The following is a 21,934-nucleotide window of genomic DNA, read 5'->3' on the forward strand; positions in this document are numbered from 1 at the left end:
AAAGTTTCCAGTCATCTGATTGGAAACTTTTTTATGATTATACTCAATGAAAATCAAAGAGCAAACTAGGAAGCTAGCTGTAGACAGCTCAAAGCACTGCTTTGAAGTTGTAGATAAGACTGACGAAGTCAGCTCAAAACACTGTTTTGAGGTTGTGGATAGAACTGACGAAGTCAGTACCCATACCTACGGCAAGGTGAAGCTGACGTGGTTTGAAGAGATTTTCGAAGTGTATTAACTATGTTCTGTAATAAATTTATAGGCTTCTTGACCAGCGATAGCCCCATCCCCAACTGCTGTTGTTACTTGGCGAAGGTCTTTTTGGCGAACATCCCCAACCGCAAATATACCATCAACGCTAGTTTTCATATGATTGTCTGTTACAATCCAGCCTGCCTGGTCTTGAATATTCAATTCTTTAACAAAATCACTAACAGGGTCCAAACCAACATAGATAAAGACACCTCCGAAGGCTTGCTCTGTTATTTGACCTGTTTTTACATTTTCAAAAATGACAGATTCTACTCGATTTTCACCTTTGATTTCCTTGACTACAGAGTCCCAGATAAAGTTGACTTTCTCATTTGCAAAGGCACGGTCTTGCAAAACCTTTTGGGCACGAAGTTGGTCGCGACGGTGAACAATGGTAACAGTCTTGGCAAAGCGAGTCAAGAATAGGGCTTCTTCTACCGCTGAATCTCCACCACCGACTACGAGCAAGTCTTGGTCACGGAAGAAAGCTCCGTCACAGACTGCACAGTAAGAAACTCCTCGGCTATTTAGTTCTTCTTCTCCGGGAACTCCCAAGAGACGGTGTTTTGACCCAGTTGCCACGATGACAGTACGGGTTTCGTAAACTTGATCATCAGTGATTACCTTCTTATAGTCACCCTTGTCTTCAATATTTTCAACATAGCCATAAAGATGCTCAACTCCAAGGTTTTCAAGTGGTTCAAACATCTTTTCAGCCAATTCAGGTCCACTGATGTTGGCATAACCTGGATAGTTTTCAATATCAGATGTGTTGTTCATTTGCCCGCCTGGCAGACCACCTTCAATCAAAGCCACTTTCAGATTGCTTCGAGCGGCATATAAGGCAGCGGTCATTCCCGCAGGTCCAGCACCGATAATAATCGTATCGTACATTTCAATTCCTTCTTTCTTGTTGTAACTATCTTTATTCTAACTCATTCTTGCTAATCACGCAAGGATTATGCCTTGAAAACCAAGAGCAAACTCATGACGGCAAAGGATAACACCGGAACGACCAAAACTCCAATCATAATCATATCATAGAGATGAGCTTGACGAGCCTTGGCTGTCTTGTCCACACCAGACATGGCTCTCAATCCAATCCAAATCCCCAAAAAAATCACAACCAGGATGGTCGTTAAGATCAAACTCTCGAAATATAAAGAAAACAGTTGCAGCAGCATGATCTCTCTCGTTTCTATCTTTTTTAAAGAGTAAACTCAGCTAGTCCAACTAACTGAGTTTTCCTTTTTCTATTATATCAAATATAAGTCCGTTTGTAACTAGCAAAGAATTCTTTTGTTCGTTCTTCTTTCGGATGATTGATGATTTCATCCGGTGTGCCAGACTCGATGATTTTCCCTTTATCTAGGAATAAAACCTTATCTGCCACTTGGGTTACAAAAGACATATCGTGACTGACCAAAATCATGGTTTGACCTGACTTGGCAGCGTCTGCAATAGACTTTTCTACTTCACCGACCAACTCTGGATCAAGGGCTGAAGTGGGCTCATCCAAGAGCAAGACATCTGGTTTCATAGCAAGCGCACGCGCGAGGGCAACCCGTTGCTTTTGTCCACCTGATAAATGGCGAGGATAATGGTTTTCACGGTCAGAAAGACCAACCTTGGCCAACTCTTCCTTAGCGATTTTTGTTGCTTCACCGTCCGATAATTTTTTAACGACGACCAAACCTTCCTTGACATTGTCAAGAGCAGTTCGGCGTTCAAACAAATTAAACTGTTGGAAAACCATAGATAACTTGCGACGAAGGGTTAGGATCTCTTCTTGGCTAATCTGAGAAAAATCAACTTTAAAATTGTCAATCTGAATCGTTCCACTATCTGGAGTTTCAAGGTAGTTCAAACTACGAAGAAAGGTTGATTTCCCAGCTCCAGATGAACCAATCAAAGCCACTACCTCGCCTTTTTGGATATCCAAGTTCAGATGATTCAAGACTGTCTGTCCTGAAAAGGATTTGCTTAAATTCGAAATCTTAATCATTAACGAAGGTCTCCTTTCACATCTGTAGACACTGTATCCGGCGCTGAGATAGCCATTTTTCTCTCGATGAAACGTCCGAGGCTTTCAATTCCGATATTGACTACCCAATAAACAAGGGCTACGGAGATGAAACGCTCAAAATAGCGATAATCGGCTCCACCTAAAATCTGAGCTTGGGCAAAGACCTCCACAACACCCGCACTAAAGGCTAGAGATGTTCCCTTGGTCAAACCAATAAGGGAATTAATCAAGGTTGGAGTCGCCACAACGGCCGCATTTGGAATAATCACGCGACGGTAAACTTGAGCTCGCGTCATACCCAGACTACGTGCCGCCTCAATTTCACCTGGATTAACAGAAAGGATGGCCGCACGAATGGTTTCACTTGCATAAGCCGCCTCATTAAAAGCAAAGGCCACAATCGCAAAAAGTGCCGCTGGAATCGCATTGATATTGAAACCAGTTCCCCATTGTTGGTTGATAGCTTTCAGTGCTAAAGGAATTCCGTAGTAGGTCAACATAAGTTGAACTAGGATTGGGGTACCTTTTAAGAAGCTGACGAAAAAGGCCTGCAAGGGATATAGAATTTTAACACGATTGATCTTAACAATGGCAAAAATCAAGGCAAGCAGCAAACCAAAGAGTGCACCTCCAAGCGTCAACATCAAGGTTGTAGGCAATTGTTGGACAATCCTTGGAATTCCATCAAAGACCGAACGCAAACTAAAGAGCTTACCATCCGGAATGAGTTGCATCAAACTTTGGTACCAATCTGATGCTAAAAATGTTGTAACAGTCATAAAAACATCCTCTCCTGATAATGATTCATTCTATCATACTTCTGCTCGCAAGCAAATTATTTGCTACGGGCTGCTCAGACTTTGTCTATCTTCTAGTTTATCACACTTTAAAACAGGGATGCTATATATTTTACCTATCAAGGAGATAAATAAAAACTATCTCAAACCTAAGTCCTCATAGGTTTTTCTATAGCCAATTTGTTTAACAGCACCATTCTCCACCAAAATTGGACGTTTCAATAACATACCATCACTCGCTAGAAGCTTGGCTGCTTCTTGTTTTGACAAACTTCCCACCTTATCTTTCAAGCCCAGTTCGCGGTATTTGATCCCGCTGGTATTGAAAAATTGTTTCACTTCAAAACCGGAAGTTTCCAACCAGTTCAAAATCACGTCTTCACTTGGTGTTTCTTCTACGATGTGGACAGCTTTATAGTTCACACCGAGTTGGTCTAGTTCATTTTTTGCTTTCTTACAAGTTGAACATTTTGGGTATTCGATAAATTCTAACATCTTCTTTTCTTTCTATTTTTTATTTTCTTGAAATGCTGCACCTTCATGTTGCAAGAGCCAGGCTTTCTTTTCGACTCCAGATGCATAGCCTGTCAAGCGATTGCCTGATCCCAGCACACGATGACAGGGTACGAGGATGGACCAAGGATTGCGCCCCACTGCTCCACCAATCGCTTGGGCAGAAGCTACTTGCAGGTCCTGCGCTATTTGTCCGTAAGTCACTGTTTGACCATAAGGAATGGCCTGTAAGTATGCCCAGACTCTCTTTTCAAAATCTGTTCCAATAGGAGCCAAAGGTAAGTCAGATAGATCCTCACCACTGCCTTCGAAATAGGTATCTAAATAGGAAATAACTTGCTCTAATACAGGATGGCTAGTAATTTCTTCTATCGTTTCGTCTCCTAATCCCCTCTCAAAATGAGTTTGGTCCTGTACCCAAATTCCATACAGATATTGCTTGTCAGCAACTAAGGATAAGGTTCCAATTGGCGACGGGTAGAGCATTTTTGCGTACTTATTCTGCTTCATTTTTTTAATTTCTGATAGGCCAAACGTTCCCCATCAACTGGAACCTTACCAACCTGTTGGAAGCCTAGTTTTTCAAAGATATGCTGCATGGCCTTGTTTTGTGCATGCGTATCTGAACGAAAATCTAGATAATCAAAACCTTCAATCAAGCCTTCTAGGAAAGTCTGAGCAACACCTTGTCCTTGGACATCTGCTGCCACAGCGATACGGTGAAAGACCAGATATTCTGATGCTCCCCCCTGCCAACTCCCTTCATAAATGGCTTCATAGGCTTCCTCTGGGCTCTTGGTCACAGCAGCATAAGCTAGCAGTTCTCCTTCTTCCAAGGCCACATAAGCTTGACCTGAAATAATATCATCGATAAGAACCTTGGCATTTGGATAGCCATTTTGCCACTGGTCGCTACCAGACTTGGCTAAGCACTTTTTGGCATCCTCCATCACCTGCATAATCGCATCAACTTCGTTTGGAAAAGCTAAACGAATCTCCATCTTTTCCCCTCATTTCTAACTAGTTTCTCTCATCATAGCATAATTTAAAGCTTTCTACAAGCAGTTGAAACTTGACTTTTGTTTTTTATTATTTTATAATCTAGTTATTAAAACTAGATAAAAAGGAGTTGGAAATGAATTCTAACTTTTCCTACCCAAAATGGGAAGACATTCCAAACATTGACCTCTATCTGGATCAGGTTTTACTCTATGTCAATCAGGTCTGTGACCCTATCTCTCCAGATAAGGACAAGGGTCTAACAGCATCCATGGTCAATAACTATGTCAAACATGGTTACCTGACAAAGCCAGACAAGAAAAAATACCAACGCAAACAGATTGCACGTTTGATTGCCATCACCACTCTCAAGTCTGTCTTTTCAATCCAAGAAATCGCTCAGACCCTCAATACTCTGCAAACTCAAGCGAGCTCAGACCAACTCTACGATACTTTTGTGGACTGTATGAACCATGGGATTGATCCAAAAAACCCTATTATCCAAACCAGCTGTCAAACGGTTAAACTCTATCATCAAACTCTAGACTTAATCCTTATCAAAGAAGAGGAGGAAATCCAATGAACACCAGCCTAAAGCTCAGTAAAAAACTCAGTTTTGGAGAGGAGATTGCTAATAGCGTGACCCATGCTGTGGGTGCGGTTATCATGCTCATCTTACTCCCCATTTCATCCACCTATAGTTATGAAGCACACGGATTTTTATCATCTTTTGGTGTTTCTATCTTTGTTATCAGTCTCTTTCTCATGTTCCTCTCATCAACCATTTACCATTCTATGGCCTATGGTTCGACCCACAAATACGTCTTGCGAATCATCGACCATTCTATGATTTACGTGGCTATCGCAGGCTCTTATACGCCGGTCGTATTGACTTTGATGAATAACTGGTTTGGCTATCTGATCATTGCCATTCAGTGGGGAACGACCATCTTTGGCATCCTCTATAAAATCTTCGCTAAAAAGGTCAATGAGAAATTCAGCCTTGCCCTTTACCTGATTATGGGCTGGTTGGTTCTGGCTATCATTCCTGCCATTATCAGTCAAACAACGCCAATTTTCTGGAGTCTTATGGTAACTGGCGGACTTTGTTATACAGTTGGAGCTGGTTTTTACGCTAAGAAAAAACCTTATTTCCACATGATTTGGCATCTCTTTATCCTAGCAGCATCTGCACTTCAGTACATCGCCATTGTTTATTATATGTAAAAAAGTTGAGAGTCTTTTCTCAACTTTTTTATTTACACATATTGATAAAGTACTGGTGCAAACCAACATCATCTGTTAATTCTGGATGAAAAGAGGTTACCAGCATATTCTGTTCTTGAGCTGCAACGATTTGATTATTCACTACTGCCAGAACATCAACATCCTTACCAACTTCACTAATAATCGGTCCACGAATAAAGGTCATGGGAATCTGACCGACTCCCTTGCATTCTGCTTCTGTATAAAAACTTCCTAGTTGGCGTCCATAGGCATTGCGCTCAACCACTATATCCATGGTTCCAAGATGACTTTCTTCCTGAGAAGTGATTTCCTTAGCTAGCAAGATTAAGCCCGCACAGGTTCCAAAAACTGGTAGTCCAGATAGAATAGCTTCTCGGATGGGAAGCAGCATGTTCTGGTCACGCAAGAGCTTGCCCATGGTTGTAGACTCCCCACCAGGTAAAATCAAACCCGCCAAATCACTCTGATGGTGTTGAAAATCATCTAGATTTCTTATTTCGACACTAGCGACTCCTAATTTATCTAACACTTTTGCATGTTCTGCAAAGGCACCTTGCAAGGCCAATATTCCAATTTTCATCTATTTTCCTCGCTCAGCCATGAGAATTTGGATTTCATTCTCATTGATACCAACCATGGCTTCCCCTAGGTCTTCAGAGATTTGAGCCAGAATTTGAGGATTTTGGTAGTTGGTTACGGCCTTAACAATAGCACTTGCTCGTTTAACAGGATCTCCTGACTTGAAAATACCTGAACCGACAAAAACGCCCTCTGCTCCCAATTGCATCATAAGCGCAGCATCTGCTGGTGTTGCCACACCTCCGGCTGCGAAGTTAACAACTGGTAATTTTCCATGTTCATGAACGTATTGGACCAATTCAACAGGGACTTGTAAGTCCTTGGCAGCAACATAAAGTTCATCCTCACGGAGATTTTGAATGCGGCGAATTTCTTGATTCATCATGCGCATATGACGAACGGCTTGAACGATGTCTCCTGTCCCCGGTTCTCCTTTTGTCCGAATCATGGAAGCTCCCTCAGCGATACGACGCAAGGCTTCGCCCAAATCCTTAGCTCCACAGACAAAAGGAACTTGGAATTCCTTCTTATCCACATGGAAACGGTCGTCAGCTGGAGACAGCACTTCACTCTCATCGATATAGTCAATCTCAATAGCCTCTAAAATCTGAGCTTCAACAAAATGCCCAATTCTGACCTTGGCCATCACTGGAATACTGACCGCTTCTTGAATTTCCTTAATCATCTTTGGATCACTCATGCGGGAAACTCCACCAGCTGCACGAATATCAGCTGGAATCCGCTCCAAGGCCATCACAGCTGCCGCACCAGCAGCCTCTGCGATACGAGCCTGTTCAGGATTCTGAACGTCCATGATAACTCCACCTTTGAGCATCTGCGCCAAATTTTTATTTAGTTCATAACGATTTTCAGTCATTTCTTTATCCTCATCATTTGTATTGGTAGCTACCATTTTATTTTATGTCAGATTAGAATGAAGTACAAGATAGAAAAACAACAACTGTCTGGGTACAGAAACATAAAAAAACTATCTGACCTTAATTTAAGGCCAGATAGTTTAACTATTGTTATTTTTCAGCTGTAAGTGCAGCCATTGTGATGTAGTTGTATGGTTTGTTGAAATGTGGCAAGAAGAATAGGTCTGTCAAGGCCAATTTATCGATTGTTACATGCTCTTGGATAGCAAGTGAGAACATGTGGATTCCCATACTGATAGCAGCATCATGTGAAACCATTTGTGCACCAAGGATTTCGCGGCTGTCTTTGTCAAAGACAATCTTGATGGCAACTTCGTGATTGTCATGTTTGATAAATTCTGGTTTTTGAAGATCGTTAAAGCCAGTTTCAGTTGCATTATAGCCTGCAGCTTTGGCTTTTTCAAGAGTCAAACCAGTCGAAACCATGTGAAGACCGTAGATAGAGATACCGTTTGATCCTTGAACTCCGATCCCTTCCAATTCATGACCACAAGCGTTATAAGCACCAACGATACCAGTACGTACAGCGTTAGATGCAAGAGCGATGTAGCTTGTATCTTTACGAGCATTGTCATAAACAGTTGCACAGTCACCAACAGCGTATACACCTGGGATAGATGTTTCTTGTTTCTTATCTACAAGGAAGGCACCGTTGCGGAAGAGTTCAATCTTACCGTCAGCAAGAGCTGTGTTTGGACGGAAACCAACAGCAAGAACTACCATATCTACATCAAATGTTTCTTTGTCTGTTACCAAGCGTTCAACTTTTCCATCACCTTGGATGGCTTTAACTGTTTGACCAAGAGCCAAGCGGATGTTGTGGTCTTCCAAGTTCTTCGCCATCATTTGTGTGAAATCTTTATCATAGTAGCCGTTCAAGACAGTGTCTACGATATCGACAAGCACTACTTCTTTTCCAAGACGCTCGAAAGCTTCGGCAAGTTCTACACCGATGTAACCACCACCAACAACGGCAATGCGCTCAAGGTGCTTGCTCTTATCTTCAAGTTTTTCAATAACTTCTTCAGCGTTTTGGTACAATTTAACAAATTGTACATTTTCAAGAGTTGCTTTGAATTCGCGGTTGCCCTTAACGATTTCAACACCTTCGATTGGAGGCAAGATTGGAGTTGAACCAGTTGCAAAGATCAATTTGTCATAAGATTCTTTGTGCTCTTTTCCTTCAACTTCTGCAGTCACAACTTTGTTATCGTAGTCAATTGAAAGAACTGGTGAGTTCATGTAAACTTTAGCACCTTTTGCTTCCAATTTTTCTTTATCAGAGTAGAAGAGACCTTCTGGGCCGTCAATTTGTTCCCCGATCCAAAGCGCCATTCCACAACCAAGGAATGAAATATTTGAGTTTTGGTCAAATACTACGATTTCGTTCTCATGTCCAAAGTTGTCCAACATCGTATTAATACAAGCTGTACCAGCGTGGTTAGCACCAACTACAACGATTTTACTCATAGAAAAATTCCTGCCTTTAATTTTTGATTTACCTTTCTAGTATATCATTTACTGTTAGCGTTTACAAGATATTTGCTCAGAATTTTCTTTTTTTCAGAAAAAAATACACCTAACATTGATAAATCTAATTTTTCTATCATTTTCATATTAATTTTGAGCATATTTCTTGACTTTTTGTCAAAATTTATTTGTGAAAACGCTGACTTTATGATATGCTAGATACATGGAAAGAAAATGTAAGGGGTTTAATTTTTCTTTAACGACCTTATATTGAATGATTTCCTATAAAGAGAAAGGAGCTGGTAGCTTGCCTCTTCATTCACGTTCTGAACGGCTAATGGGAACAACTATCACAATTTCATTAGTAGATGAACAGGCTGATTGCCTACTTCAAGGAGCCTTTGATTTACTCAAGGAACTCGAATACCGCTTTAACGCCAACAGTCAAGAATCCGAACTGATGGAAATCAACTACCAGGCTGGAATCGCACCTGTTAAGGTTCATCCTGACCTATTTGAGCTGATTGCTCTTGGACTTGAGCATAGCCTAGCTCCGTCTAGCCATCTAAATATCAGTATTGGTCCCTTGATTCAAACCTGGCGAATCGGATTTGCAGATGCACGGCTTCCAGACTCTAAAGAAATCGAAGCTGTCTTGCCACTAGTTGACCCGCATTTTATCAAGTTGGATCCGACTAGCTCTACTGTCTTTTTAGAGAAGAAAGGAATGAAGCTTGATTTAGGTTGTTTAGCCAAGGGCTATAGTGCAGATAAGGTTGCCCAGTATTTAAAAGCACACGGTGTTACCTCTGCCTTGATTAATCTCGGAGGAAATATCCTCACCATCGGGAATAACCAAGCCAAAGAAGGGAATGCCTGGCAGATTGGGATTCAAGATCCGCGAAATCCTCGTGGCAATCATCTCCTAACTATCCCTGCTTCTAACAAATCCGTTGTCACTTCAGGTATCTATGAACGCCACCTGACAGTAGATGGAAAAGACTATCACCATATCTTTGATAGTAAGACAGGATTCCCTGTCGAAACTGATCTCGCTAGCCTGACGATTGTCTCTGATAAATCCGTTGATGGTGAGATTTGGACAACTCGCCTATTCGGAGAGCGAAGCGCTTCTATCCTCTGGCAAGTCGAAAGTATAGATGGTATTGAAGCCATCCTCATCGACAAAGAGGGACGCCTTGCATGTTCTTCAGGCCTTCAAAATTGTATTATGTAAAAAGAGAAAGGAAATCTCATGCTAAAACTTATTGCCATTGTTGGAACGAACTCTAAACGTTCTACAAACCGCCAATTGCTCCAATACATGCAAAAACACTTTGCTGATAAAGCTGAAATTGAACTCGTTGAAATCAAGGATATCCCTGTTTTCAACAAACCTGCAGATAAACTTCTTCCCGCTGAAATTCTTGAAATTGCAGCTAAAATTGAAGAAGCTGATGGTGTGATTATCGGTACTCCTGAGTACGACCACTCTATCCCTGCAGTTTTGATGAGCGCTCTTGCTTGGCTATCTTACGGTATCTACCCACTTTTGAACAAACCAATCATGATCACTGGTGCTTCCTATGGTACACTTGGTTCATCTCGTGCCCAATTGCAACTTCGTCAAATCTTGAACGCTCCTGAAATTAAGGCAAATGTTCTTCCAGATGAATTCTTGCTTTCACACTCTCTTCAAGCATTTAACCCAAGTGGTGACTTGGTTGACCTTGATGTCATCAAGAAATTGGATGCCATCTTTGATGACTTCCGTATCTTCGTGAAAATTACTGAAAAATTGCGCAATGCACAAGAATTGCTTCGCAAAGATGCAGAAGAATTTGACTGGGAAAATTTGTAAGATAGGAGACCGAAAGAATGAAATTTGTTGGACTTGTTGGATCAAACTACGATCAATCATATAACCGCAAACTCTTGGAATTTATCCGTCGCAATTTCAAATTCAAATTTGAATTAGAAGTTCTTGAAATTGACGAAGTTCCAATGTTTAACCAAGACGAAAAATGGGACGAAAGCTTCCAATTGCGTTTCTTGTATAACAAGATTACACGTGCTGATGGTGTCATTATCGCCACTCCTGAGCACAACCACACTATCTCAGCTTCACTCAAATCTGTACTTGAATGGCTTTCATACGAAGTTCATCCATTTGAAAACAAGCCTGTTATGATTGTGGGTGCATCATACTATGACCAAGGAACATCACGTGCCCAAGTTCACCTTCGTAAAATCCTTGATGCTCCAGGTGTCAATGCCTACACGCTTCCAGGTAACGAATTCCTTCTTGGTAAAGCTAAGGAAGCTTTTGATAACAACGGAAATATCACCAACGAAGGAACTGTTAAATTCCTTGAAACTTGCTTAGATAACTTTGTAAAATACGTAGGAGTCGTTTCGAAATTGAAAAAACCAAAACCAATCGAACCAGAAGACTTGGATTGTGGAAAACCAATTGCTACAACCATTACAGAAGTTGACCCTGACGATCCAGAATGGGTAGAAAAAGTTGCAGCAATCACTGGTGCTGTTTCTGGTGATACCTATGTCAAATTAGACCACGGTATCCTGACAGTTAACCAAATTGATATGTTCTTGAAAGCTATGCCATTTGAATTGACATACGCTGACGACAACAACCAATTCCTCTACTACAACAACGCTCACCAAGATCCAGACACCATGTTTGCTAAACGTGTACCACCTCAATCAGGTAGCCGTATGTCGACTGTTCATGGTTCTCTTCCACCAGCACGTATGAAGAACGTAGAGTGGGTTATCGGAACACTTCGCAACGGAAACCAAGAATACGTCCGTACGATCGTTCCAGGTTCTCCTGCAGGTGTCATCAACACACACAACTACCAAGCAATGTACTATCCTGATGGATCATACGCTGGAATCAATGAAATCGTCTTTAACTTCCAACCATGGCTTGACTGGTACCTAAAAGAAACTGGTCAACGTTTGGTAGGTGGTAGTGGACCTTTCGCTCCTGCTGCTGGAGGTCATGGAGACGCTGATGCTACTTCAGGCGCTTCTGATTCAGGGGATGCTGGAGGCCACGGTGGTGACGCTGACGCTACTTCTGGCGCAAGCAACTAAGAAACCAAAAAGGAGCCATTTGGCTCCTCTTTTTTATTGCAAACGAAAAGGGGATTGTAAATCTTCTACATCCCCCTTTCATTTTATGAGTTAGGATCATCTAAACTGCGGCCGTGCAAACCTTTTTCACGTTGTACTTGGCGTAGTTTTTCTGGTGTGACATCATTTCCTTCCTCGTCCACAATTTTAATTCCTTCAATATGGTGGCGAACAGAGCGACGATAGCCTTCGATGTATTCCTCACGAAGTTTAGCTTGTTCCACTTTTTCAGCAGAAGTTAAGCCTTCTGTCTTTTTCTTTTTGGCAAGCTCGTTAATACGATCAATTTTTTTAGGATCCATGTTTCTCTCCTTTATGATAAGGTTTAATCCGTTTAACAGATTTTATTTGGTATTGATTTGGTTGAAACGTGCAAGTTTAGCTGCTTTCTTGGTTAGTTGAGTCAAGATTGCCAAGCGATTTTGTCGGACAGCCTGATCTTCAGCCATTACCATAGTATTTTCAAAGAAAGCATCAATAACTGGGCTAAGCGCAAAGAGTTGTTCTAATTGCTGACTTGCAGTTCCTGACAAAACGAGTGATTCTACTGTTTCTGCCAAGGCTTTCTCTTCTTCATTCTCAAAGAGAGCAGGATCAACAGTATCTGTTCCTTCGGCTTTTTCAGCCAAGTTGAAAGCACGTGATAGGGATTCGACAGACGATTTGAAATCTTCTTTCTTGCCTGCTTCTACGAGAGCACTTGCCGCTTCTAGCATATCTGCCACAACAAAGTTCGAACTTGCAAGGACCGCTTCCTTGATATCTTTTGGAGTAGAACCCATCATCTTATCGACACGAGCCTTAATAAAGTCCATGACCTCTGCTTTATTTTCATAAGTCAAGCTGTCAAATTTCAAATTATAAAGGCTATCGATCAGCTCATCCATAGCAATGTGCCAACCAAAGGCATCCAAGATACGAACCACACCTTGTGTCGCACGACGAAGGGCATAAGGGTCATTAGAACCTGATGGAATCAAGCCTACTGAGAAGAAACTCAAAATCGTATCTAATTTGTCTGCAATGGCTAGAATAGCTCCAACTTTGCTCTCTGGAAGCTCTCCGTCAGCTGATGTAGGCATGTAGTGTTCACGAATAGCAGCTGCAACTGCTGGAGTTTCACCAGCAAGAAGAGCATATTTCTCACCCATAATTCCTTGGAGTTCGTCAAATTCACCAACCATACCTGTCAACAAGTCAAACTTGTAAATCGCTGCTGCACGAGCAAGGTCAACTGTTTCATCCACTGACAAACCAGCTTTTTCTGCCAAGAGAATAGCAATCTGCCCCGTACGAATCATATGTTCACGAAGGGAACCAATCTTTTCATGGAAGGTCACCTGGTTCAATTTTTCAACAAGATCTGAAATGATCAATTTTTGGTCTTCACGCCAGAAGAATTCTCCGTCCTCCAAGCGGGCAACTAAGACTTTTTCATTACCCTTGATGACATTTTCCAAATGCTCTGCGTTTCCATTACGAACAGAAATGAAGTTTGGCAAGAGTTTACCATCTTGATCACGAACAACAAAGTAACGTTGGTGTTCCTTCATCGAAGTCACCAAGACCTCTTCTGGAACTTCTAGGTATTTGGCATCAAAACTTCCCATGAAGGCAGTTGGGTATTCAACCAAGTTCAAGACTTCATTGAGCAAGTCAGCATCAATTTCGATACGTACACCATGTTCAGCTTCGATTGCCTTGATTTGGTCAACAATCATTTGCTCACGTTCACGAGGATCCACGATTACAAACTGTGCACGAAGGTCTTCTTCATAGCTCAATGCTGACTGAATCTTGGTTTCTTGTCCCAAGAAACGATGACCACGGCTCACACGACCACCCTTGATATCAAGGAAATCCAAATCAAACTCTTGCTCGTCCAAGAGAACTGTCAAAGTGTGTACAGGGCGGATATACTCAAAAGTGTTGTTAGCCCAGTGCATGCTAACAGGGAAAGTCAAGGACTTCAAGACGTCTACTACACCTGGAACAATGTTCTCAACTGGTTGGCCCACTTCTTCCTTGGTAACATAGACATATTCTTCACCCTTGATTTCACGGAATTCAATATCTTCAACTGTCAAGCCTTTCCCACGGACAAATCCTTGAGCTGCTTTGGTGAAGTTTCCATCACCATCCAAGGCAATTTTCTTTGCTGGTCCCTTGAAATCTTCTGTCAAATCAGACTGTTTGTCTGCAAGACCAGTCACACGAACAGCCAAACGGCGTGGTGTTGAGAAAGTTTGAATGGCTTCAAAAGACAGGCGATTCTCTTTGAGGAAGGCCGCCGTTTTTTCACCTAGTTGTTTTTCGCTTGGAGTTACTACGTAGGCTGGTAACTCTTCAAGACCGAGTTCTACTAATAAGTTTTTTGTCATATTTTTTCTCCGAAAAGTATCTTTTTATTTTCCAGTTTGCCTTATGTGATTGGCACACAAGCAACCAACTTCGTTGTTTCATTGCTAAAATTGGAGTCGAAAGTCTCCAATTTTGCCTAGTATCCTTAGCTTCACTAAGGATACCTTCATCACTGCGGCAACTGGATCAGGGCTCACTCTGTTCGCCCATTTTCGTAATTTGTCACTCTCTTTATTCTGCGTCTTCTGCTAAGAGTTTAGCTCGTGTTTCTTCATCCAAAAGTGGGTAGCCTAGGCGTTTGCGCTCTGCGACAAAGGTTTTGGCTACGACACGGGCCAAGTTACGGATACGAGCGATATAGCCTGCGCGCTCAGTTACGGATACGGCACCACGCGCGTCAAGCAGGTTAAAGGTATGTGAACATTTGAGAACATAGTCATAAGCAGGGTGAACCAAACCCTCTCCCAAGGCACGACCAGCTTCTTTTTCAAACTTATCAAAATTTTCAAGCAACATTTCTTGATCAGAAATTTCAAACGAATATTTTGAGTGCTCGTACTCAGGCTGGATGAAGATTTCTCCGTATTTTACACCATCGGCCCACTCGATATCATAGACAGAATCAACTTCTTGAATATAAGAAGCCAAGCGTTCTAAACCATAGGTAACTTCCGCAGTCACAGGGCCAGTTGCCAATCCACCAACTTGTTGGAAATAAGTGAACTGAGTGATTTCCATCCCATCAAGCCAAACTTCCCATCCAAGACCAGCCGAACCAGTTGATGGGTTTTCCCAGTTGTCCTCAACAAAACGAATATCGTGTTCCAAAGGATTGATTCCCAATTTTTCTAAAGACTCAAGATAAAGTTCTTGGATATTTGATGGAGAAGGTTTCATGACCACTTGGAATTGGTGGTGTTGGTAAAGACGGTTAGGGTTTTCCCCATAACGACCGTCAGCAGGACGACGTGATGGCTCTACATAAGCCGCATTCCATGGCTCAGGTCCGATAGCGCGAAGGAAAGTGTAAGGACTCATTGTCCCTGCACCTTTTTCATTATCATAAGCCTGCATAAGCATACAACCTTGATCATTCCAAAATTGTTGCAAAGTCAAAATAATTTCTTGAAATGTTAATTTCTTAGACATTGAATACTCCTTTAATTTATATTATCTTTTTAGATTTATTCATCAAGCAACCAAGAAAAAGCTGGGTCCTGAAAAATATGACGTTTGGGTACAGTTTGTAAATTCTGATCGCATTCGTCTATTGTACCTAATTTCAAAGCACAGACTTCTGGTATATTTTCTTGAGCAGTGAAAATTTGACTATGACAGTTCTGGCAGTAATAGCGTTGCTTCCCTGGAGATGAACTATAGGTAACCAACTGTTCTTTTCCATACAATACTAGGTTTTTACTGCTAACTTTGGCATTCACTGTATAGGCAGACGCAGTTGCTTTCCGACAGAATGAGCAATGGCAAAAAACTAATTCCGACAATTCCTCATCTAAAGTGTAGGTCACTGCTTTGCATAAACAAGATCCTTTAAGCATTATGCTCCTTTCTACTTAGGCATTAGACGGAATTTAAAAAGAACCGAATTTCAACACCCAAGCCTTACGACTAGGGGCGTCTGAAACGCGGTTCCACCCTAATTTATTACTTCATTGTTTTTGAAAATACGACAGAAAGCGCCAGTTCCTTATTTTGCCCTACTTGGCTCCCACTATCCCAAGCTCGCTGAAGAACGCCATAAGACTTTCTTTCCTAGCTAGTATTATAGCAGATTTTCTAGCTAGTGTAAACCAAAAATGAGTCTGAAAACAAAGTTCCAAACTCATTTAATAGTAAAGCTTCAGAAAGTCCTGTTTAAGGATGTCTTTTCGCTTTTGGTTTTTTGCCATGTAAATTTCTCTTGGCTTGTTTCAATGCTGTAATGGCATCTTTGACATCTTCTTGGCTCGCTCCTGGATCATTAAGGAGTTCCTGTGCTTCTTTAAAGACTAGAAGATAAGCTGCTTTTTCTTTCTTGTCAGCATAGATAAATCTCGCGTTCTTTTCTTGGAAAAGGCGTTCATCTTTGACCAGTTTCTTCAGACTAGAGAAGTCAGTAGCTTTGCCATTTAGTTTGCTTTTAGCTGTTGCTAGGGCAATGAGAGATTGGTCAATTTGATCCTGTTTAACTTTAGGATCTACAGCTAGTAAGGCAATTTCTTGGAAGGCACGATCATAAGCTCGACGTACTTTTTCCTTGGCATTAGCATATCGTCCAGTTTTAGTCGTTGCATAGTAAGCTTTCATAGCTTCTTTCAAGGCTGTAACGTTCGAATCTTTTCCATCCAAAGCTTTACCAGCAGCTTCAAGACTAGCGAGAACGCCATCAATCAATTCTTGTTTCAACTTGCTTGACAAGGCTGACTGCGCCACTTGGAAAGCTTGGTCATAAGTTTTTCTCTTATCTGCACTACTATTAAAGTAACGAGACGTTTCTACCAGTTCTTTTTGTTGATTTACCGCAGCAATCAAGGCCAACTTAGACACAACAGATAGACGCAAAGCATTATTTCGACCTGGCTGAACGAGCAAGGAAACGAGATCTTCAAGGAGTTCATATCCAGTTGGCAAGGTGACTTGTACAGTATAACGACCTGTAGCAACTTTCTTACCAAAGGCGTATTGACCGTATTTTTCAGCAGGAAGAGTGATACTTGTCCCATCTTCTCCTTTCAAAACTACTGTAGTCGTCTTTGGAACTGCTCGATTGAAGGAAACAGACACAGGTGCATATTCTAGGAGATTTGCTAGGAAGGTAATGGTTTGGAAACTATTCTCTTCCGTCAAGTCAAACTCTTGGGACAAGGCACTGATAAATTTCAATTCTGTTCGATCATAACTGAAAATTTCTGCTGTATAATGACCAAACTGTAAGAAATGAATCGCTTTTGTCTTGTCAACATCAACATATTCCCCCTTGCTATTTTTGATTCGATAGACGTAGAGGGTATCAATATCCTGGTTTGTTTTTGCGTCCTTCAAGGCAATTTTCACTCGACCACTATTTTGATCGCGCACCAGTTCAGCAAGTGAGATATAGTCTACATTTCCTGCATAGTCCTCAACAAGATAGTAAATATTAGCCTTGTCAACATTCTTAGGAAGTGTATAACTACCGTCAGCATTGGCCTTAATCAGATGGGTGTTCTCAAGCGCACGAGTTCCAGACTGGTCTTTCCCAGTTAGAACCATGGTCCCTTTCTGGTCAAATGGTGTGAGGTAGAAGACTTTTTCTGAAAGGATACCGCCTTGACCCACATCTTTTGGTTTGCGAGCTACGAATTCTTGGTTTCCACCTTTAAAGCGAATATAACCACTTGTGATGACAGGTTTTTGAGTATCAATTTGAATTTTAAAGGTCGTGTATTGTTCTTTGGCTCCTGGAACATCTGGTGTGTAACTAATAACATAGTCATATAAACCATCTGCAACGGTATTGCCATCAAAATCCTGACCTCTCCAAGCAGTATTATCTAGAATATAACTCTTCAGATTTCTACTGTCACCATCAAAATAATTCTTACGAAGATCCTTTGCATCGCCCTCCCAAATAGGATGTTCATGCTTAGTATCCGTAGCCGCATAAACTGTAGCCCGAAGATTTACAAGATTTCTCAAAGCAACCGTCTTGTATTCAACTAGGTCTTTGTTTCCATCATCATTTGGAGAAATGGCAATACGGACATTCCCTTTTTCGTCCAACTGAAGAACATGCTTACCTTCAGCATTTTGTTCAATCCCAAGAACAGTAATTCGGCGTCCTTGGCGTTGACCTTTAGAAACAAGAAGGTCATTTTGTAAGGTTGCTAGATAGGTTGCATCATTAGAGTAGTTAACGGCAGGATTTTCCTTGTCTACCTCTGTATAAAATCCATTTTTCCCTTCTCGAACAAGGTTGTAAATTGGTTTTTCGACAGCGGGGAGATTTTGAAATTCACCTCGGAAGCCCATAAATGCAAGACTCACAATATCCCCATCATCTGCTGGATCTACAAAGCGAACAAAACCTTCAAGGAAATAGCCATTTGGCATTTGTTTGCTGAGTTCAGCAGCAAATTTTCGAGCATCTACTTTAACAGTGACTGTTTGACTGCTGTGGGCTTTGACCGTCACTTCTGGCCAGACTATCTCCGTTAGTTTTCGAGGTCGAAGGGTGAATTTTCCATCTTGGACTTCGTCTGTATTGGTATTCACTACCATCTTGAGAGTACGGTCAGTATCTGAAATATTGTGTACAGTGACCTTGAAAGTAAATTGATCTCCAACATTTCCTAAAGTCACACTTGGATAACCATTTTCACCCGTTACATAGAGGTCGGTTGAAACTGCAGCAGCTGTATCCACAATACCAGAACCTTGCTGACGAGGAGAGGTATAAGTGCCTGTGTCCTTATTCACATGTGGTTTTGCAGTTGACATGATCAAGGCCTTGACAGTCTCTGATACTTGCTCAGGAGTCAATTCTGGATGATATTTTTGAAGGTATTCCTTAACCAAAACTGCAACACCCGTAACATGAGGAGCCGCCATACTGGTTCCGCTGATACTACCGTAGGTATTGTCATTAAAGGATGAGTAGATATTGCCACCAGGAGCTGTCACGTCTGGTTTCAATTGTCCATCAGTAGTCACGCCCCAACTTGAAAAGTCAGATAGTTGATTGGCTACATCAGAAGGGCGATTATCCATCTTACCATTAAAAACAATCTTGTAGTTTCCTGATTTTAAGGCTTCGCCATACTGTTTAGAAATAAATACAGAAGGAATTTTCTTTGCTTCATCATCAATAGCCATATTGATGTTTGCACCCTCTACATTATTGTAGATCAAAGCACCAACTGCACCGTGTTTTCGTGCATTTTTGATCTTCTCCGAAAAGTTCATAGCTCCACGCTGAATGAGGGCAAGTTTCCCAGTTAAATCCAACTTCGCAAAGTCTTCTTCACGACCTAAGCCTGCTTCGACGTATTCATACTCTTTTCCTTTTTCAAAGTCCTTATCTGCTTCAGGTTGATTATAATCAAATTTGCCGTTATGAAGGCCGGCATTTCCCTCTAGACCTTTGACTTCAAAAACCGCTGTTGTCAATGTTTTATTGTTGACAGAAGCAACTGAAATCGAATCTTCAACAGTGGATGGATTTCCAACCAAGCCATAGTCTGGATTTTCGGCTAGTGGTTTTGAATAACCATTTCCGAATGTATTGCTATTTCCTGCTGAGATAAGAACAGATACTCCCTTGGCACGGGCTCGTTTGATGGCATCCACGATATCAGAACCAGCATCCACCATCGAACCAGTGCTAGATCCCAAACTCATATTGATGGCATCTGCTCCCAAGGCAACTGCGTCATCAATCGCTTTTACATAAAGGGCCGAACTTGTCGTTTTTTGGCGGTCTGAAAAGACACGCATAAACATGACTTGGGCTTCTGGCGCCACACCATAGACCTTTTCACCATTCGGTGCTTCTTTATCAGGGTTTCCAGCTGCAATCCCTGTTACGTGCATCCCATGAGAAGTTCTTTCTGCTTCTTTGATCTTATCTGTTCCGTCAAAGTAGTCATAGGCATAGACAACCTTATCGCTATACCATTTACCGTAGTCGATTCCAGCAGCCTTTTTAGCTGCTTCGATAGCTTCCTTGTTTTTAAATTTTGCTTTTGACGGATCCGAAATTCGAAGTACCTCATGATTCAAATCAAGCCCAGAGTCAATTATGGCAACAACCGTCCCTGTCCCCTTGTAACCAGCCTTCCAAGTTTTCGGTACTGTGATGATATCATTGCTTGAAAGACTATTGGGTTTTGGAGACTCAGCTTTTTCTTGTTCTTTTTCAGTAGTTGCTGTTTCTCCAGTAGTTTTCGGAGCTGTCGTTACTTGAGCCTCTTTTTTCTCAAAGTCAGAAGCCTTCTCAGTAGCAGGCGCTGGACTGGTATCTACGGTTGTTTCTTTCTGAACGACACCTTGATTTTCTTCTTTTGCAACTGTGCTATCTTTTCCTGATTCTTGGGCTTCAGCAGTTTTATCAACTGGAGCTTCTACCTTAGCATCTTGTTTACTAGCATCCTCTTTAGAAGTTTCAGCTTCTTGTTTCTCTCCAACTACTGGAGCTATACCATTAGTATTGGTTTGGTCAGTCGCAGAGTTTGAGTGTTTATCGTCTTTTAGCTCTGTCTTGTTTGCCTGAGTTTGAGCTTGATTTTCACCTGTACTCTGCTCATTGGCACTGACTTGACTTGCTCCAAAAACCAATGCAGTTCCCAATAAAACTGAAGCAAGACCAAATTTGTATTTCCGTAATGAAAAACGTTGTCGTCTATTCATAAATAATCTCCTTTTTCTTTAAAGTATACCTATTATAACGCAAATAATCATAAATTTTCATAAAAATCTGAATTGTCACAAAAATGTAATATTTACGTATATATTTTTCTTGTTTAATTTTATCATTCGTGTTATTTGCTTTATCAAACCAATATTTTCTAAGTTCGTTCCTATATTTCAATCCATAAAATTATTTCATTATACAAACAATTTAGATTTTTTATACACAAAAAGACTAGGATTTAAAATTCCTAGTCTTTGTTATTTCGGTATAAATCGATTTTACAAACTAAAAATCCATCTCATCCACACGAGGTGCGCCAGAAGTCACCGAGATTTTCTTTAAGATTTCTCGTTCTTCTTTGCTGAGTTCAATCCCAAAACAGTCAAGATTGCTCTGGATACGAGAGGCTGTCACTGACTTAGGTAGGGGTAAAAAACTTTCTGCCAAACTCCAAGCCAAGGCAATTTGAGCCACTGATTTCCCATGCTTAGCAGCAATTTCTTGGACTTCTTTCTGTTCAAACAGCTCTCCTTGCCCAAATGGTCCCCAAGCCTCTAAGAGAATTCCTTTCTCTCTACAGTAGTCAACCACTTCCTCTTGATAAACTCCTGGTGCCAAGCGCACCTGATTGACCGCTGGAATGATTCTTGCTGTCTCAAGTAAGGCATCCAAATGATGGGGAAGGAAATTACTAACGCCGATAGCACGAATTTTACCTTCTTGGTACAGGTCCTCCATCGCTCTCCAGACTTCAGCATTGCGAGTTTTCCATTGATCATTTTCTCTTAGTGGTTTTGGATTTGGCCAATGGATAAGGTACAAATCTAGATAATCCAATCCCAGTTTTTCCATTGATTCTTCAAATGCTTGGCGAGCTTCATCATAGCTGTGATTGATATTCCAGAGTTTGGCCGTTACAAAGATTTCTTGTCGTGGAATACCGCTATCTCGAATAGCACGACCAACGCTCTCCTCATTTTTATAGATAGCTGCAGTATCGATATGATGATAGCCGGTCTTTAAAGCTTCTAAAACGGCTTGGTAGGCTACCTCTCCATTTTCAGCTTTCCATGTTCCAAATCCTAGTACGGGAATTGAAACTCCATTATTAAGGGTGTATGATTTCATCGTTTTTCCTTTCTATGTGAAGAAAATCTAAAGAAACAAAATTCTGATTATCAGAACACTTGCTCCTTTAGAT

At 41.3% G+C, this 21,934-nt stretch carries 22 protein-coding genes; 6 read left to right on the forward strand and 16 right to left on the reverse strand.

The annotated features are described in order from the left end of the window. Nucleotides 1-46 precede the first annotated feature (46 nt). Nucleotides 47-238 (forward strand): hypothetical protein, encoded by a 192-nt coding sequence (locus I6H78_RS09350; protein ID WP_084875507.1) that lies wholly within the window; start codon nt 47-49, stop codon nt 236-238. On the opposite strand, the gene trxB is transcribed toward I6H78_RS09350, so the two are convergent. The 7 genes from trxB to I6H78_RS02250 all read right to left on the reverse strand — a co-directional run bounded on the left by trxB (nt 235) and on the right by I6H78_RS02250 (nt 4,589). After that, entirely contained in the window at nt 235-1,146 is a 912-nt protein-coding gene (gene trxB, locus I6H78_RS02220) for a thioredoxin-disulfide reductase (protein WP_198459807.1), read from the reverse strand. The genes I6H78_RS09350 and trxB overlap by 4 nt on opposite strands. A 65-nt stretch (nt 1,147-1,211) precedes the next feature. Further along, the gene (locus I6H78_RS02225; protein ID WP_000926603.1) at nt 1,212-1,436 is read right to left on the reverse strand and encodes a DUF4059 family protein; all 225 of its coding nucleotides are present in this window, start codon (nt 1,434-1,436) and stop codon (nt 1,212-1,214) included. Between the two features lie 77 nt (nt 1,437-1,513). Then, nucleotides 1,514-2,257, reverse strand: a complete 744-nt coding sequence (locus I6H78_RS02230) for an amino acid ABC transporter ATP-binding protein (protein WP_198459808.1) — start codon at nt 2,255-2,257, stop codon at nt 1,514-1,516. Beyond that, nucleotides 2,257-3,057 (reverse strand): amino acid ABC transporter permease, encoded by an 801-nt coding sequence (locus tag I6H78_RS02235; protein ID WP_000219162.1) that lies wholly within the window; start codon nt 3,055-3,057, stop codon nt 2,257-2,259. Before I6H78_RS02235 ends, I6H78_RS02230 begins: the two co-directional genes overlap by 1 nt. 156 nt (nt 3,058-3,213) lie before the next feature. Next, entirely contained in the window at nt 3,214-3,570 is a 357-nt protein-coding gene (locus I6H78_RS02240; RefSeq protein ID WP_125397926.1) for an arsenate reductase family protein, read from the reverse strand. A gap of 12 nt (nt 3,571-3,582) precedes the next feature. Further along, nucleotides 3,583-4,098, reverse strand: coding sequence for a methylated-DNA--[protein]-cysteine S-methyltransferase (locus I6H78_RS02245; protein ID WP_198459809.1), 516 nt, complete (start codon nt 4,096-4,098; stop codon nt 3,583-3,585). Then, entirely contained in the window at nt 4,095-4,589 is a 495-nt protein-coding gene (locus tag I6H78_RS02250) for a GNAT family N-acetyltransferase (protein WP_198459810.1), read from the reverse strand. The genes I6H78_RS02245 and I6H78_RS02250 overlap by 4 nt, the downstream gene beginning before the upstream one ends. 134 nt (nt 4,590-4,723) lie before the next feature. On the opposite strand from I6H78_RS02250, the gene I6H78_RS02255 reads away from it, so the two are divergent. Further along, nucleotides 4,724-5,170 carry a DUF1836 domain-containing protein gene (locus I6H78_RS02255; RefSeq protein ID WP_198459811.1) on the forward strand — a complete coding sequence of 149 codons (447 nt, stop codon included), beginning with the start codon at nt 4,724-4,726 and terminating at the stop codon, nt 5,168-5,170. Beyond that, nucleotides 5,167-5,814 (forward strand): PAQR family membrane homeostasis protein TrhA, encoded by a 648-nt coding sequence (gene trhA / locus I6H78_RS02260; protein ID WP_001097972.1) that lies wholly within the window; start codon nt 5,167-5,169, stop codon nt 5,812-5,814. Before I6H78_RS02255 ends, trhA begins: the two co-directional genes overlap by 4 nt. A 28-nt stretch (nt 5,815-5,842) precedes the next feature. Here trhA and pdxT read toward each other — a convergent pair whose 3' ends face one another. The 3 genes from pdxT to nox all read right to left on the reverse strand — a co-directional run bounded on the left by pdxT (nt 5,843) and on the right by nox (nt 8,822). Continuing rightward, the gene (gene pdxT, locus I6H78_RS02265) at nt 5,843-6,415 is read right to left on the reverse strand and encodes a pyridoxal 5'-phosphate synthase glutaminase subunit PdxT (RefSeq protein ID WP_198459812.1); all 573 of its coding nucleotides are present in this window, start codon (nt 6,413-6,415) and stop codon (nt 5,843-5,845) included. After that, nucleotides 6,416-7,291 (reverse strand): pyridoxal 5'-phosphate synthase lyase subunit PdxS, encoded by an 876-nt coding sequence (gene pdxS, locus I6H78_RS02270; RefSeq protein WP_000138520.1) that lies wholly within the window; start codon nt 7,289-7,291, stop codon nt 6,416-6,418. Nucleotides 7,292-7,442: 151 nt separating this feature from the next. Further along, a complete protein-coding gene (nox, locus tag I6H78_RS02275) occupies nt 7,443-8,822 on the reverse strand; it encodes a H2O-forming NADH oxidase (protein ID WP_000036761.1) in 1,380 nt (459 codons plus the stop codon). A 307-nt stretch (nt 8,823-9,129) separates the two neighbouring features. Here nox and I6H78_RS02280 point away from each other — a divergent pair, with 307 nt between their 5' ends. Genes I6H78_RS02280 through I6H78_RS02290 form a run of 3 tightly spaced genes read left to right on the forward strand, consistent with a single transcriptional unit; the run spans nt 9,130 to nt 11,945 of the window. Beyond that, nucleotides 9,130-10,059, forward strand: a complete 930-nt coding sequence (locus tag I6H78_RS02280) for an FAD:protein FMN transferase (RefSeq protein WP_198460218.1) — start codon at nt 9,130-9,132, stop codon at nt 10,057-10,059. A gap of 18 nt (nt 10,060-10,077) precedes the next feature. Beyond that, nucleotides 10,078-10,683 carry an NADPH-dependent FMN reductase gene (locus tag I6H78_RS02285; protein WP_000915930.1) on the forward strand — a complete coding sequence of 202 codons (606 nt, stop codon included), beginning with the start codon at nt 10,078-10,080 and terminating at the stop codon, nt 10,681-10,683. Between the two features lie 17 nt (nt 10,684-10,700). Further along, nucleotides 10,701-11,945, forward strand: coding sequence for an NAD(P)H-dependent oxidoreductase (locus I6H78_RS02290; protein ID WP_000673672.1), 1,245 nt, complete (start codon nt 10,701-10,703; stop codon nt 11,943-11,945). A gap of 83 nt (nt 11,946-12,028) precedes the next feature. Here the strand turns inward: I6H78_RS02290 and I6H78_RS02295 are convergent, their stop codons facing one another. The 6 genes from I6H78_RS02295 to I6H78_RS02320 all read right to left on the reverse strand — a co-directional run bounded on the left by I6H78_RS02295 (nt 12,029) and on the right by I6H78_RS02320 (nt 21,861). Next, the gene (locus I6H78_RS02295) at nt 12,029-12,286 is read right to left on the reverse strand and encodes a DUF896 family protein (protein ID WP_000371301.1); all 258 of its coding nucleotides are present in this window, start codon (nt 12,284-12,286) and stop codon (nt 12,029-12,031) included. Between the two features lie 42 nt (nt 12,287-12,328). Beyond that, nucleotides 12,329-14,365 (reverse strand): glycine--tRNA ligase subunit beta, encoded by a 2,037-nt coding sequence (gene glyS / locus I6H78_RS02300; protein WP_198459813.1) that lies wholly within the window; start codon nt 14,363-14,365, stop codon nt 12,329-12,331. Between the two features lie 211 nt (nt 14,366-14,576). After that, a complete protein-coding gene (glyQ, locus tag I6H78_RS02305) occupies nt 14,577-15,494 on the reverse strand; it encodes a glycine--tRNA ligase subunit alpha (protein ID WP_198459814.1) in 918 nt (305 codons plus the stop codon). Between the two features lie 35 nt (nt 15,495-15,529). Continuing rightward, the gene (locus I6H78_RS02310; RefSeq protein ID WP_198459815.1) at nt 15,530-15,901 is read right to left on the reverse strand and encodes a GFA family protein; all 372 of its coding nucleotides are present in this window, start codon (nt 15,899-15,901) and stop codon (nt 15,530-15,532) included. Between the two features lie 316 nt (nt 15,902-16,217). Further along, on the reverse strand, nt 16,218-20,729 hold the full coding sequence (locus I6H78_RS02315) for a S8 family serine peptidase (protein WP_198459816.1): 4,512 nt from the start codon (nt 20,727-20,729) through the stop codon (nt 16,218-16,220). A gap of 289 nt (nt 20,730-21,018) precedes the next feature. Continuing rightward, entirely contained in the window at nt 21,019-21,861 is an 843-nt protein-coding gene (locus tag I6H78_RS02320) for an aldo/keto reductase (RefSeq protein WP_198459817.1), read from the reverse strand. Nucleotides 21,862-21,934: the final 73 nt, after the last annotated feature.

Source organism: Streptococcus oralis, from assembly GCF_016127915.1.
In the GTDB taxonomy this organism is placed as follows: Bacteria; Bacillota; Bacilli; order Lactobacillales; family Streptococcaceae; genus Streptococcus; species Streptococcus oralis_BO.